The following is a 14,194-nucleotide window of genomic DNA, read 5'->3' as shown; positions in this document are numbered from 1 at the left end:
GTTAGCATGTGAAGTATATTGAAATTGGAATCGGGAATAGGTGGTTCATTCGAACGGAAACCGAAAATAAAGATGGAACTGAATTCGAGGAACGAGGAATTATTAAACCAATTTATTTTGAGTCTTTATATGTACGGATTTGGTTTCGGAAAACGTGTTTTATTTTTGATACGAAAGAGGGCTTTAAGAAAGTAAGAAAAAGTAGAGCTGAGTATAAGTTTATTGTTGGGATGGTGAGTAGGTTAAAACAATAGAATCAAACAGGGGGTGTTTTTATGATTAGAATTATCACATTCATACTCGCTTTTATTATAATGGGCTATTCTATTTACAGTTGGAATGATGATTCGAAGCAAAGTATGCTCATTTTACAATTACTTTTAGGTTTTATGCTTGCCGGTATGGGGATACACAACGTTAAGAAGGATGAAAAAGAGAATAAGAATATGGGGATTCTGCTATTACTTACATCACTTTTTTGTATTATTGTATCGTTAATAAAATATTTTAAATAAACCGTTACTAAGCATATTGAGTAACGGTTGTTTGAGGTTATAATGTGCTATTTATATAACCCCGTCGTATACATTACCGTTAAAGTATGTACAATTTCTTCTAATTCCAGTTCTTTATCATTTTGCACGATTGTCCAAAGAAACGTTTCATTCATAGAGAACCAGCCGCATGCGACAATCTCTTTATTTAACTTAGTTCGTACTAATTCATTTTCCTGGGAATGAGTAATGTCTTGTATAATCCGTGTTACAAAGCGTTCGCGAATCTCATCCCATTTTTGACGTATTTCTTTTGAGGTTCTTATTGCTTCTTCAACAACTTGTAATATAGCTCTTTCTTCTTGTGCTAACTGTAAAAAAGCGCGCACTTGATTCTGAATCATATCTCGTGCTTCGGCCTTTGTTTGAGGTAAAAAAGAGCGATCAGCAATATCATAAAAGCGATGCATAACATCTTCCATCAAAACGACGAGGAGAGCATCTTTGTTTTTAAAATATACATATGCTGTTCCATAACCAGTTTCTGCATGTTTAATAATTTGCGTGATTGTAGTTTTCTGAAATCCGTTTTTTATAAACATAGTATAACCGGAATGTAATAGTTTCTTTTTTGTTTCTAAGGAGCGGTGTTTTCTTGTTGAAAGAGTAGAATTTTTCAAGGAATCACCTCTTTATACTGAAATATCTGAAAATATAATTGTATTGTAAAAGAAGTTCGTATATAAAGTCAACTGACATAATATCATTGACGTTATATCAATTTAAGTGATATATTTCAATTAGTTAGAATAAAAAGAAAATTAAAAGAAGGTGACACCATGTATAAAGAACCATTTCAACCAGCTTATGAGTATGCGCTTGAATGTGATAAACATGATGAACTGAAAGATTTTCAATCTGAATTTTATAAAAAAGAAGGAACAATATATTTAGATGGTAACTCTTTAGGGTTGCTTTCAAAAAGAGCAGAAAAATCATTACTTACTTTGCTAGATTCATGGAAAGAGTATGGAATTGATGGATGGACTGAAGGAGAACATCCTTGGTTCTTCCTATCAGAAAAGCTAGGGGAATTGACTGCACCTCTTATTGGAGCTTTGTCAGAAGAGACGATTGTAACCGGCTCCACGACAACGAATATTCATCAAGTAATCGCAACTTTTTATGAACCAAAAGGGATTCGGACAAAGATTCTTGCGGATGAATTAACGTTCCCGTCAGATATATATGCGCTCCAAAGTCAAATTCGTTTAAAAGGATTAGATCCAGATGAGCACCTAATGAGAGTAAAGAGCAGAGATGGTAGAACATTAAATGAGGAAGATATCATTCATGCGATGACTGATGATATCGCTTTAATTTTATTGCCTTCTGTACTATATAGAAGCGGACAAATTCTTGATATGAAGCGATTAACAACTGAAGCTCATAAACGTGGTATTCATATTGGATTTGATTTATGTCATTCAATTGGATCTATTCCACATCATTTCAAAGAGTGGGATGTAGATTTCGCTGTATGGTGTAATTATAAATATTTAAATGCAGGTCCTGGTGGTGTTGCAGGCCTTTATGTAAATAATAAACACTTTAATAGACTCCCAGGATTATCTGGTTGGTTTAGTTCTAGAAAAGATAAGCAATTTGATATGGAGCATTCATTAACTGCGGCTGACCATGCTGGAGCTTATCAAATAGGGACACCTCACGTATTGAGTACGGCACCATTAATTGGTTCTCTTGAAATTTTTAAAGAAGCTGGCATTGAAAAGTTACGTGAAAAATCATTACATATTACGAGATATATGCTTGATTTAATTGAACATGAATTAAAAGGCTTTGAATTTACAATTGGAAATCCATTAGAGGATGAAAAACGAGGCGGGCATATTTATTTAGAACATGCTGAGGCGGCACGTATTTGTAAAGCGTTAAAAGCAAATGGGGTTATTCCAGACTTTAGAGCTCCAAATGGAGTTAGACTTGCGCCAGTTGCTTTATACAATACGTATGAGGAAGTATGGAACTCTGTACAAATTTTAAAGAAAATTATGAAAGAGGAAGAATATAAGAACTTTGAAAATAAGCGAGAGGTTGTGGCGTAAGCATGAAAACATCGCAGTGGATTGATATTTCACAACCGCTAAATAATGATATCGCGACATGGCCAGGGGATACACCGTTCTCGTATGAAGTTTCATGGTCAAAAGAAAACAGTGGTTCAGTAAATGTCGGAAAGTTAACGATGAGTATCCATACAGGTACTCATATTGATGCACCTTTTCATTTTGATAATGACGGTAAGAAGGTGTTGGATTTAGATATTCAAGTTTATGTTGGCCCAGCGCGAATCATTGACGTTTCTAATCTTGAAAGCATCGGGAAAAAAGAATTAGAAAACTTTCATTTAGAAGGTGTAGAACGATTGTTATTACGTACATCTTCACATGGTAAAGCAAATGAATTCCCAGATGTAATCCCGCATTTACGCGCAGATATAGCACCGTTTCTTTCAGAGAAAGGTATACGTTTAATCGGAGTAGATGTACCATCTGTTGATCCTTTAGATGATAAAGAACTAGCAGCGCATCATCAATTATTTAAACATGGAATACACATTTTAGAAAATGTCGTACTAGATCACGTAGTAGACGGCGATTACGAACTTATTGCATTACCACTTGCATTAACAGATGCGGATGGGAGTCCAGTTCGAGCTGTTATTAGACCAATATAAGTAGAAATGAACACAAAGGGGCGTTTGGCTAATATGAAAGAAAATGAAAAGGTAATTATGGAAAAAGGGATTCATACGGATTTTAAGGAGAATATGACGTACGGAGAGTATTTACAGCTAGATAGCTTATTATCTAGTCAACAAAGATTATCAGATCATCATGATGAAATGTTATTTATCGTCATCCATCAAGCGAGTGAGCTTTGGATGAAATTAATTTTACATGAACTGAATGCGGCGATTGAATCTATTAAACAAGATAAATTACCACCAGCCTTTAAAATGTTAGCACGTGTATCAAAAATTCAGTCGCAAATTATTCAATCTTGGGATATTCTTGCGACATTAACGCCATCAGAATATATTGAGTTCCGCGATTCACTTGGTCAGGCTTCAGGTTTTCAATCGTATCAATATCGAATGATTGAATATGCACTTGGTTATAAAACACCACATGCATTAAAAATTTATGAAAAGGACCCAGAATTACATGCTCGTCTTCATAAAGCACTTCATGCACCAAGTTTGTATGATGTGGCGATACAAGCGCTTGTTAAAGAAGGATTCCCAATTCATAAAGATGTGTTAAATCGTGATATTACGCAGCCTTACGAAGAGGATGCAACGGTAGAAGCGGCTTGGATAGAAGTGTATGCGGACGTGCAGAAATATTGGGATTTATATCAGCTTGCAGAGAAATTAATCGATATTGAAGACTGGCTGCAACAATGGCGTTTCCGTCATATGAAAACGGTAGAACGAATTATTGGTCATAAAATGGGAACAGGTGGCTCTTCTGGTGTATCTTATTTAAAACGAGTGCTTGATCAATGCTTCTTCCCAGAGCTTTGGAACGTTCGAACGAAATTATAAAAATAAACTTGTCAGCTAATAAAGGCTGGCAAGTTTATTTTTTTGTTTTAATAACAAATATGATTTAATAGAGAGAACGAGATGAACTACAAATATTACATAACCATTTAGATGGAGGAAGATTTCTTGAATTTCGAGCAATTACAAAATAAATTTGAAAAGAAAAAGGTTAATACATTTCTTGTTTATCAAAAGGGGGAATTAACGACTGAGTACTATAAAACGATAGACTGTGCAAATGACTTATTTAAAATTAATTCGATTACAAAAAGTATCGTATCTATATTAATTGGTATCGCAATTGATAAAGGATTTATAAATAATATACATACACAAATCACAACATGGATTCCAAATGTGCCGGAGGAAAAGAGGGAACTAACGCTGTATCATTTATTAACGATGACAACAGGAGAAGATTGGAAAGAGTTCGGAAATGGGGTTGTTTTCCCGAATGATTTTGTGGAATCAGACAATTGGGTGCAATACATTTTAGAAAAGCCGATTATTGAAGAAATGGGTACGAAAATGAATTATAATTCAGGTTCTTCTCACTTACTTAGTTATATCATTCAACAAGCAACTGGTATGTCGACAGAGCAGTTTGCCAAAAAATATTTATTTGGGCCGTTAGACATTACGGAATATGAGTGGCAACAAGACCCGCAAGGTACATATGTCGGCGGATTTGGTATGAAAATGAAATCTATAGATTTATTAAAGTTAGGAAAATTATGTTTGCAGAATGGATATTCGAAGGGAAATGAAATTATATCATCGAAATGGTTAGAGCAATCAAGTACAGCTCTATTTGAAACGTATGAACATGTCGGGGCATATGGATATCACTGGTGGGTGTTAAATAACGAAAGATTTCACATACCGTATTGTATGTATTTTGCTATGGGATACGGAGGGCAATACATTATTATCATTCCACAGTTAGAGATCGTAGCAGTAATTAGTAGTCACATGCCTAAACGTGGCCTCGTACCATTAAAGTTATTTATAGAGCATATAAAAGAGAATTCCAATCATAAATAAGAAGAGACAGGAGGTGTTTTATGAGAAGTGCAAAAATGATAGCGATATTAAGATTATTTTTAAGTCTTTTAGCGTTTAGTGCACTTGTTACTCAATTTGTTACAAGAGCACAAGTGAAACCGTTCAATCCAGTTAATTTTTTTAGTTACTTCACAATTGAAAGCAACATTTTAGTGGCGGTAATTCTTCTATTAAGTAGTTTAGGGACAACCCTATTTGGACGTTCGGAGCAGTTTGGAGTTCTTCGAGGTGCAGCTACAGTATACATACTGACTACAGGGCTTATTTATTTTTTGTTATTAAGGGGATTAGAAGAGTCACTTCAAACACCAATACCGTGGGTAAATACTGTGCTTCATTACATCATGCCATTAGCGATGATTTTAGATTGGGTTATAAATCCACCTACGAAGACCATTACATGGAAACAGGCTGCGAGTTGGCTTGTTTTCCCGCTTTTATATGTTGTCTATAGCTTAATACGAGGTCCATTCGTTAATTGGTACCCATATCCGTTTTTAGATCCGAGAATAGGGGGATATGGTAGAGTGTTTTTATATAGTATAGGGATAGCAGTTGTTATTGGAGGTATTTGTGGATTGGTGAAAATGTTAGGGAATCGATCTTTAAGTTTAAAACAATAACTTTCATTATTAAATGTGTATGAATAAACCCCTCTGTTTTAAGTAAAACAGAGGGGTTTATTTGTTCTACCGATTTGTTTTGTGAAAGGACATCTTTAAAAATTTCTCTGTTTTCGTATCGAATTCTACATCAACAAAAACACCATATTCTTTCCCACCTTCACGCAGCCACAGCTTAAATTTTTCAACTGTTATTTGAACAGTTTTTGGTTTTCTACCTATATGAAGGTAATCAATAATCTCTGCTTTCGGATATTGTTCTTTCGTTTTTTCAACGGCCAGTTTACCCCATTTTGCATAGGGTGGCTGTGCGTGAACTATAGATGGACCAGTATATATAGTTGAACATGTTGTTATTAAAAAAATTATAAATGCTGTGCGTGCGAAGAAATGCCTCATAATAAGCTCCTTTTGTCTTTTTTTATATTATTTACATATTTCTTTATGCATATAAGTTTGGATTTTTTTGTCTTCTTTACATAAAAACGAGGGTTTTACAAAACATAACCATGAAATCATTTCCGTAATTAAGGAGGGAAATACATGCGTCAAAAAGCTGTTTTCAAGATAGCGATTTTGCTTGTATTTGTGGGACTATCTTTGATGGTCAGTAGTATACAAACCAAAAATGTAGAAGCCTTTTCTAATCAAGTGATTCAAAGGGGAGCTTCTGGAGAAGATGTCATTGAACTGCAAACTCGTTTGAAATATAACGGATTTTATACGGGGAAAGTTGATGGTGTTTTCGGATGGGGTACATATTGGGCACTTCGAAACTTTCAGCAAAAATTCGGATTACCAGTTGATGGTTTAGCGGGTGCTAAAACGAAGCAAATGCTTGTAAAGGCAACGAAGTATGATAAGTCGACCGCTAATAAAGATACTACAACTAATAAAGGGAACAGTGGTGGAGGTACACAGGAAAATAAGCCGCCAAAAAGTACAGGGACAAATGTTCCAAACGGTTATTCTCAAAATGACATTCAGTTAATGGCAAACGCTGTATACGGAGAATCCCGTGGTGAGCCGTATTTAGGACAAGTTGCAGTAGCTGCGGTTATTTTAAACCGTGTCACAAGTGCATCATTTCCAAATACTGTTTCAGGAGTAATCTTTGAGCCGAGAGCATTTACAGCAGTAGCAGATGGACAAATATATTTAACGCCAAATGAAAATGCAAAAAAAGCCGTATTAGATGCGATCAATGGATGGGACCCAACTGGGAATGCATTATATTATTTCAACCCAGATACTGCGACAAGTAAATGGATTTGGACTCGTCCACAAATTAAAAAAATTGGTAAGCATATTTTCTGTAAATAGAGCGGAGGTGGAAACATGTTACGAGGTATTATCATCGTATTGTTAACAGTAGGTGTAGTCGGAACAGGGTATTGGGGCTATAAAGAGCATCAAGAGAAAAATGCAGTATTAATTCGAGCGGAAAATAGTTATCAGCGTGCGTTTCATGATTTAGCATATGAAGTTGATTTATTACACGATAAAATTGGAACAACACTGGCGATGAATTCACGTTCCTCATTATCGCCAGCTTTAGTAGATGTATGGCGTTTAACATCAGAGGCTCGTTCTGATGTAGGACAATTACCTTTAACATTAATGCCATTTAATAAAACGGAAGAGTTTCTTGCGAATATCGGTGATTTTAGTTATCGTGCAGCGGTTCGTGATTTAGAAAAAGATCCGTTAAATGATCAAGAATATAAAACGTTACAAGGTTTATATTCAAATGCAGCAAATATACAAGATGAACTGAGAAAAGTGCAGCATCTTGTATTGAAAAATAATCTTCGCTGGATGGATGTAGAAATGGCTCTTGCGTCAAACCAAGACCCAGCAGATAACACAATTATCGATGGATTAAAGACGGTAGAAAAGAATGTAACCTCATACTCGTCCACAAACTTTGGACCGACTTTTACAAGTGCACAAAAGAATAAAAAAGGCGGATTTGAGGCAAAAGGAAAGGCGATTTCGAAAGAGGAAGCGGAAAAAATCGCGAAATCATTTTTAAACTTAAAAGGGAATGAAAAAGTAGAAGTTGAGAAAAGTGGAAAAGGTGCAAAAGAATCATTCTACAGTGTGAAAATTCAAGATCCAGCAACGAACAATGAGTATTATATGGATATTACCGGAAAAGGTGGATATCCAATTTGGGTAATGAACAACCGAGAAATTAAAGAGCAAAAAATTAGTTTAAATGATGCAGGAAGTAAAGGATTAACATTTTTAAAGGATCACAAGTTTACAAATATGGAGCTGTTTGATAGCTCTCAATATGATAATATCGGTGTGTTTACGTACGTTGCAAGTGAAAATGGAGTGCGTATTTATCCAGAAGCAATCCAAATGAAAATTGCTTTAGATGATGGGTCGATTGTTGGTTTTTCCGCAAAGGAATATTTAGCATCACATCAAAAACGAAAGATTCCGAGTGCGAAGCTAACCGCTGCTGAGGCGAGAAAGAAAATTAACCCCGATGTAAAAGTTATGGAAGAACGTAAAGCTGTAGTAGTAAATGACTTGCATAATGAAGTACTTTGTTATGAATATATTGGTACTTTAGGGAAAGATACGTACCAAATTTTCATTAACGCAAATAGCGGAGCAGAAGAAAAAGTGAAGAAGATGCAAGCTGTTGAAAAAATTTATGATTAAACATCAATGATAAAGTGGTGAAAATAATGAAAATCATTATATATATGTTAATGCTTTGTTTCGTTATTACTGGATGTAGCATTGGAAAAAAAGACAATCCTAATGAAAAGCCAGAACAAAAAAATGTCTCGATGAAAAATGTTACGTATACAAATAAATCAAATAAGCCAAATGAAAAAGCTGCTGATCATCTGGCATCTTTAGCTGCAAGTATACCTGGTGTAAACGATGCGACAGCAGTAGTAGTTGGGAAATATGCTGTTGTAGGTATTGATGTGAAAGCGAAACTTGATCGAACTCGCGTTGAGTCAATTAAGTATTCTGTTGCAGAAAGTTTAAAGAATGACCCGAACGGTGCAAATGCAGTCGTTGTAGCAGATGTTGATACGTATGAAAGACTAAAACAAATAGGCAAGCAAATTAAAAAAGGTAAAACTGGTGAAGGCATACTTGATGAATTAGCAGCAATTGTTGGCCGAGTAATGCCGCAAGTTCCAAATGATATGATTGAAAATAGAGAAACGAATCCGATTAAAGATAATGATAAACAATTACCAAAAGATGAAGAACAAGAACTACGAAAAGAACAAGAAGATCAGTCAAATAACCATTTGAAAAAATAGTGAAAACCCCGTACTAAATTGTACGGGGTTTTTCTGTAAGATTAAATATTCAGTTTATTTTCAAGGGAATATATGGTTTAATAATGAGGGGAGGGACAGCCGTTATGATTAAAAAAAGCGCACTCATATTAGGTAGTTTATGCATAGGTTTTAGTATGACAGCGTGTGACCAGAAGAAAGAAGTGAAGAAGAAAACAGCTATGTCTTCTACTATAACGGAAAATAAAAAGCAAGAGACCATTAATATAAATCATTTCTCAAATATTAATGAAGGAATGACTTATTTAGAAGTGAAAGATTTAATCGGTTTTGAAGGGGATTTACTCATAGAAGAAGGGGAAGAACATTCTACACGAATTAAGCAAATTTTTGCTTGGAAAGGAAACGATCCAAAATCATTTGCTAAAATAACATTTTTGGATGGAAAAGTGCATTCTAAAACACAGCAAGGTTTAAGTTAATAACTTGAAGGAATGGGAGAGTTAAGCATGAACATACATACAAGCGAAATACAATTAGTGCCGTATAAGGAGCAATATAAAGAGATAATACAATCATTTACTTTACCAAGTGAACAAGTTCAATTTACAGCGAATCCAGGTGAATTACTGGAGAAAGCGAAAAATGATCGAACGAAAAATGTAGTTGTTATTTTAGACTATAACGGAGTACCTGTCGGTGTATTTATATTACAAACAGGTGATAGGGTACAGGAGTTTACAGAAAATAAGGATGCCATACTTTTAACTTCTTTTTCCGTTAATCACAATAAACAAAAGAAAGGATATGCTAAAAAATCATTGGCGTTATTACAAGACTTTGTAAAATATTATTATCCAATAAAAAATGAAGTGATTCTCGCTGTAAATGAAAAAAATATTCCGGCACAAAAGTTATATGAGAAAGTTGGATTTCAAGATAAAGGGTTTAGAAGAATGGGACCAATTGGACAACAATTCATATTACATTTACCTATAACGAGATAATGAGATAACAAAGCTTACTCTTGAAAAAAATCATGTAGTAAGTTTTTTAATTTGAGATATTTTCCGTACATGATATGTTAGATGTATTAAAGTAAGTATTCGAGAAACATGAAGGTGCAAAACAATTCGCTTGTTAAGCATGTAAATACGTGAGGGGTAAGCATATGACAATTTATATTGCACTACTACGGGGAATTAATGTAGGTGGACATAAAGTAATCAAAATGGCAGATTTGAAAATAATGTTTGAATCAATAGGGTTAAAAAGAGTGAAAACATATATTCAAAGTGGAAATGTAGTGTTTGAGTCAGAAGAAGAGATAAGTTTTTTAAAGGAACGAATTGAATGTGAAATTAACAACGTTTTTGATTTCAATGTTCCAGTCATGTTACGAGCAAATGATGAATTTATTAATATTATTAAAAAGTGTCCTTACGAGACCCATTCGTTATTAGAAGGAGAAAGTGTACATGTGGCCTTTTTAGCTAATCTACTTTCTGAAGAAGACAGTAAGCGGTTACTTATGTACAAAAGTGACATAGAAGACTGCCATATCGAAGGAAGAGTAGTGTATTTATTTTTCAAAAAAAGTATTCGGAATTCTAAACTAATGAACCAGTTTCAAAAATTACATACGCCAGCTACAGTAAGGAACTGGCGGACTGTGAATAAACTGAAAGCAATAGCAGAAGGTATTTAAACATAAAAAAGTGGTTTTCTGCATTTAGAAAACCACTTTTTTTATTTATATTGTTTTGCGACAATGAGTTCAACGATAGGATAAATAAAAAATGAAGAACAAAGTGCGATAAACAGAGGTAGGTTCTTTATTTCATCGAGTAATAGGGATGAAAATCCTTCAGAAAATATTAAAATAAGAAACATCACACACATAAGTACAAAATAAGAAATTTTAAAGCTTTTATAGGTAATTTGTTGTCCCATCTCATCTTGACTTTCTTCCGATACTCCGTTTGGATTTCCCCATGTAATATGATTTATTAAATTACTAAGTATTAAAGAGGCAGCGAAAATAGTCCCGCCCAAAATTGAACCTTCAGTTATGTATTTGTATGTGCCATGTACAAGTATAGCGATTAAAGATAAAGTTATGATTACAAAAATAATTTTTTTAGTATTCAATATATAATTGCACCTCCACTTTTGTAAAAAACTCTTTACATCCATAGTATAAAATTGGAAAAGCTTCATGTCAAACGTTTTTTACATATGAAGTGAATGTTTAGGATGTTTTATTTTTGAGATAAATAAAAAATTACAATACATTTGAATGTAAAAGAATGGGCTCGCATATATTTGGAAGGGATGTCAGATTAATTTAGGGGGTAGTTATGTCTATTCTTTTAAAAGCGGGTGCAGATGCAGGAAATAATGGTTTGAAGTTAATGGTGAAAGGGCAGGAACCTATTTTTATTCCGAGTATTTATTCTTTATATATAGGTGAGTCTACGGGGTTGTTAGATGAGGGTGAAGTTTCATCGTCAGAATTAGAGAATCACATTGATGTGACCATTAGTTCTCCATCGCTAATGTTAAATAATGTACGATACATCGTTGGAGAAAAAGTGATTCAAGATCAATTAAAAGGTACTGAAGTGGAGAAGAAATCAAATAAATCTACTGATGAATTAATGGTCATTACAATCCTTTCAGGTTTAGCGATAAGTGCTATGCGTCAAAGTCCAACTTCAAGTCATATTAATATTCGTTATGATTTATCTGTTGCTCTTCCAATGCAACTTATTACACAGGAAATTGCTGCTGAAAATGCGAAACGGTATATGGGTAATCACAAGGTCATATTCCATTATCCAAATGGACGCGATGTTACGATTAATGTTTCTATTGAGTTTTGTAAATGTCTACCTGAAGGCGCTTCTGGGACGTGGGGGATTGTATATGATGAGGAAGGAAATGTTGTGAAACATAAAATAGAATGTGAACAAAATCAAGTTTCAGAAATTGATTTTGTAGATAAAACTTTATTGTCTTTTGATATTGGCGCGGGGACAACGGAAGAAGTTGTTTCATTAGGGGTAAATTTCCGTCCGCAATTAAGTAAAGGATTATCGTACGGTGTAAAAGAAACGTTACTACAAATTATTACGAGATGGAATCGGAAATATCCTACGAAAACAATTGATAGCATTACAGAATTTAACCAAATTTATTTAAATGAAAAGCACCCAAGAAATGCATTGTTAGTTGAGGAATCGCAGCCAGCATTTTTAGGTTTAGCAGCACGTGTCGCAACGGATATTATTAACAAAATTGATGATATGAAAGACGATCCATATGTATTTATTTATGGTGGGGGCGCAGTTATTATTAAAAATAGCTTAAAAATGATTTTGAAACAAAAAGGACGCTTGAAAAATGTGATTTTTGTAGATAACCCGTTATTCACCAATGCTCGCGGGTTATTAGTATATACATGCTCGCCAAAATATAGAGAGCATAAGCAAAAAGAGTTAGGGTTTACAAACTTAACGATAAGTTAGTTGGTGGAAGTATGCGATCTAGGCGATATAAACGTGGTGATCGAGTGAAAATTAATATTAATAAATCAGTATCGCCTGAAATGATTGCTTGGCTTAATAAACAATCTAATCCAACTAATTTCTTTTTCTTTGCGGCCCAGCAATTATTTAAACAAGTAGGAGATATTGATGTATCAAAAACCTTGCCAAGTAGCCATGTTTTTTCTTTATATATAGAACCATCATCTCTATTAAAAGTTGAAATGAATCCATTTAAACACGTACCACTAGAAAATAGTAAATCCACCGAAAATGTAAAAAAAAAATCGTGGGAATCTGTTGATCAGTTAGATTGTCCATTTTTTTAAGCATAGAAAAATATAGGTAGAGCCCATCACTATACATACGAATGCAGTGATGGGTTTTTGATATTGTATCGTAATCTTTATAAAGTGAAACTATAATCAGTGGGGGTTTTGTTCATATCCCACTGATTATTAGCCTTCACCAATCGGGTGTTTACTGCCCACAAATAGCGGGATAAATAGAAGGGGCAAAACAATTTGTGCCCCTTCTAATAGTTGTTCTTATCTTATACGGGATATATGTTCTGAAACTGCTTTAATAATTTTATCCCAGTCATCGGGATGATTCTCATGTCCTGTACCTTCAAGGGGTAATAGCTTTGAGCTCGGAATTTCATCAATAAGTGCGAGTCCATGTTCAAGTGGAAGAGCTGTATCGTGCGTACCATGAATTACTAAAGTAGGTACTAGTAACGACTTTAGTATACATTCATAAGAATCATCACCTGTAAGGAGGGCGTGATTAAACATACTTAATAGATTGTTAGCACGTTCTATTTCTTGCGTTACTTGTTTTAAAGTTCTTGCTTCATCAAATATACGCTTTGATCCACAGAGTAGACGTGATCCTGTAATTAAATATTTCGCTATAACATCTTTATTTGTCCAATCTAAATTTGCACCATTAGCATGATGTGTCAAAATTCTTTCATCCATTGGAGGCAAATCACGAGTATTGTTATCAGATCCAATAACGCTTGTTGCTAGTAATGTTAAGGTCAAAATTCTTTCTGGGTGTTTTACTGCAGCAATTTGAGCAATCATACCTCCTAATGACATGCCAAAAAGGTGTGCTTTGTCAATATGATACGCATCGAGTACTCCGATTGCATCTTCAGCCATGTCTGTTACAGTGTAATTGGAAGTCCCAGGCTCATATGTAATAGAGCGACCAACATCACGGTTATCATAGCGAATGACAAATCTTCCTGTGCTAGCTAACCTTTCACAAAATTCTTCATCCCAATAAACCATTGAACATGTAGCTCCCATAATTAATAATATTGCTGGGTTATTAGGATTGCCAAAGCTTTCTGTACATATATCGATACCGTTTACTTTGAAAACTTGTTCACTCATAGCACACTCTCCGTTTCATTTAAAGGTCATTAATAAATAAAGAGAAATATAACTTTGGGTGTTTCTTAGGCGTAAATTAGATTGTATTTAAGTGAAATAAATGTTTTTTGCACTCATGATGCTTAATTAGTAGAGTAGCATAAATA

19 protein-coding genes are annotated in these 14,194 nt (G+C 34.3%); 15 read left to right on the top strand and 4 right to left on the bottom strand.

Annotated features, from left to right (window positions below):
• The first annotated feature begins 8 nt into the window (after positions 1–8).
• Complete coding sequence (locus AC1DKZ_RS11680; protein ID WP_000873838.1) at positions 9–254, top strand: DUF3977 family protein; 246 nt, start codon at positions 9–11, stop codon at positions 252–254.
• Between the two features lie 21 nt (positions 255–275).
• On the top strand, positions 276–515 hold the full coding sequence (locus AC1DKZ_RS11675) for a DUF3953 domain-containing protein (RefSeq protein ID WP_002136675.1): 240 nt from the start codon (positions 276–278) through the stop codon (positions 513–515).
• 47 nt (positions 516–562) lie between these two features.
• On the opposite strand, the gene AC1DKZ_RS11670 is transcribed toward AC1DKZ_RS11675, so the two are convergent.
• On the bottom strand, positions 563–1,174 hold the full coding sequence (locus AC1DKZ_RS11670) for a TetR/AcrR family transcriptional regulator (RefSeq protein WP_476996275.1): 612 nt from the start codon (positions 1,172–1,174) through the stop codon (positions 563–565).
• A 159-nt stretch (positions 1,175–1,333) separates the two neighbouring features.
• On the opposite strand from AC1DKZ_RS11670, the gene kynU reads away from it, so the two are divergent.
• From kynU to AC1DKZ_RS11645, 5 genes are all read left to right on the top strand, one after another.
• Positions 1,334–2,620 carry a kynureninase gene (kynU, locus tag AC1DKZ_RS11665; RefSeq protein ID WP_476996274.1) on the top strand — a complete coding sequence of 429 codons (1,287 nt, stop codon included), beginning with the start codon at positions 1,334–1,336 and terminating at the stop codon, positions 2,618–2,620.
• A gap of 2 nt (positions 2,621–2,622) precedes the next feature.
• Entirely contained in the window at positions 2,623–3,252 is a 630-nt protein-coding gene (gene kynB / locus AC1DKZ_RS11660; RefSeq protein ID WP_476996273.1) for an arylformamidase, read from the top strand.
• A 33-nt stretch (positions 3,253–3,285) separates the two neighbouring features.
• Positions 3,286–4,125, top strand: coding sequence for a tryptophan 2,3-dioxygenase (gene kynA / locus AC1DKZ_RS11655; RefSeq protein WP_044444363.1), 840 nt, complete (start codon positions 3,286–3,288; stop codon positions 4,123–4,125).
• A gap of 126 nt (positions 4,126–4,251) precedes the next feature.
• Positions 4,252–5,169, top strand: coding sequence for a serine hydrolase domain-containing protein (locus AC1DKZ_RS11650; RefSeq protein ID WP_476996272.1), 918 nt, complete (start codon positions 4,252–4,254; stop codon positions 5,167–5,169).
• A gap of 20 nt (positions 5,170–5,189) precedes the next feature.
• The gene (locus AC1DKZ_RS11645) at positions 5,190–5,813 is read left to right on the top strand and encodes a Pr6Pr family membrane protein (protein WP_215575840.1); all 624 of its coding nucleotides are present in this window, start codon (positions 5,190–5,192) and stop codon (positions 5,811–5,813) included.
• A 66-nt stretch (positions 5,814–5,879) separates the two neighbouring features.
• On the opposite strand, the gene AC1DKZ_RS11640 is transcribed toward AC1DKZ_RS11645, so the two are convergent.
• Positions 5,880–6,212 carry a DUF3889 domain-containing protein gene (locus AC1DKZ_RS11640; protein ID WP_002147449.1) on the bottom strand — a complete coding sequence of 111 codons (333 nt, stop codon included), beginning with the start codon at positions 6,210–6,212 and terminating at the stop codon, positions 5,880–5,882.
• A 144-nt stretch (positions 6,213–6,356) separates the two neighbouring features.
• Here AC1DKZ_RS11640 and sleB point away from each other — a divergent pair, with 144 nt between their 5' ends.
• The 6 genes from sleB (at position 6,357) to AC1DKZ_RS11610 (ending at position 10,802) form a co-directional block, all read left to right on the top strand.
• Positions 6,357–7,136 (top strand): spore cortex-lytic enzyme, encoded by a 780-nt coding sequence (gene sleB, locus AC1DKZ_RS11635; protein WP_113936330.1) that lies wholly within the window; start codon positions 6,357–6,359, stop codon positions 7,134–7,136.
• 15 nt (positions 7,137–7,151) lie between these two features.
• Complete coding sequence (gene ypeB / locus AC1DKZ_RS11630; protein WP_476996271.1) at positions 7,152–8,492, top strand: germination protein YpeB; 1,341 nt, start codon at positions 7,152–7,154, stop codon at positions 8,490–8,492.
• A gap of 26 nt (positions 8,493–8,518) precedes the next feature.
• Positions 8,519–9,115 carry a YhcN/YlaJ family sporulation lipoprotein gene (locus AC1DKZ_RS11625; RefSeq protein WP_002085166.1) on the top strand — a complete coding sequence of 199 codons (597 nt, stop codon included), beginning with the start codon at positions 8,519–8,521 and terminating at the stop codon, positions 9,113–9,115.
• A 104-nt stretch (positions 9,116–9,219) separates the two neighbouring features.
• Positions 9,220–9,576 (top strand): hypothetical protein, encoded by a 357-nt coding sequence (locus tag AC1DKZ_RS11620; protein WP_002085167.1) that lies wholly within the window; start codon positions 9,220–9,222, stop codon positions 9,574–9,576.
• A 27-nt stretch (positions 9,577–9,603) separates the two neighbouring features.
• Entirely contained in the window at positions 9,604–10,101 is a 498-nt protein-coding gene (locus AC1DKZ_RS11615) for a GNAT family N-acetyltransferase (protein WP_242245678.1), read from the top strand.
• A gap of 164 nt (positions 10,102–10,265) precedes the next feature.
• A complete protein-coding gene (locus tag AC1DKZ_RS11610; protein WP_404492609.1) occupies positions 10,266–10,802 on the top strand; it encodes a DUF1697 domain-containing protein in 537 nt (178 codons plus the stop codon).
• 41 nt (positions 10,803–10,843) lie between these two features.
• On the opposite strand, the gene AC1DKZ_RS11605 is transcribed toward AC1DKZ_RS11610, so the two are convergent.
• Positions 10,844–11,245, bottom strand: a complete 402-nt coding sequence (locus tag AC1DKZ_RS11605; RefSeq protein ID WP_078185610.1) for a hypothetical protein — start codon at positions 11,243–11,245, stop codon at positions 10,844–10,846.
• A gap of 209 nt (positions 11,246–11,454) precedes the next feature.
• Between AC1DKZ_RS11605 and AC1DKZ_RS11600 the strand changes: the two genes are divergently transcribed.
• The gene (locus AC1DKZ_RS11600) at positions 11,455–12,624 is read left to right on the top strand and encodes a ParM/StbA family protein (protein WP_002013097.1); all 1,170 of its coding nucleotides are present in this window, start codon (positions 11,455–11,457) and stop codon (positions 12,622–12,624) included.
• Between the two features lie 11 nt (positions 12,625–12,635).
• The gene (locus AC1DKZ_RS11595; RefSeq protein ID WP_002085171.1) at positions 12,636–12,971 is read left to right on the top strand and encodes a hypothetical protein; all 336 of its coding nucleotides are present in this window, start codon (positions 12,636–12,638) and stop codon (positions 12,969–12,971) included.
• 219 nt (positions 12,972–13,190) lie between these two features.
• Here the strand turns inward: AC1DKZ_RS11595 and mleBCA are convergent, their stop codons facing one another.
• Positions 13,191–14,048 (bottom strand): BCA family alpha/beta fold macrolide esterase, encoded by an 858-nt coding sequence (gene mleBCA, locus AC1DKZ_RS11590; protein WP_476996270.1) that lies wholly within the window; start codon positions 14,046–14,048, stop codon positions 13,191–13,193.
• Positions 14,049–14,194 lie beyond the last annotated feature (146 nt).

It is taken from the genome of Bacillus sp. 05T21, assembly GCF_056396785.1.
Note: the sequence above shows the minus strand (reverse complement) of the source record. Positions and strands in the feature narration are given on the sequence as shown.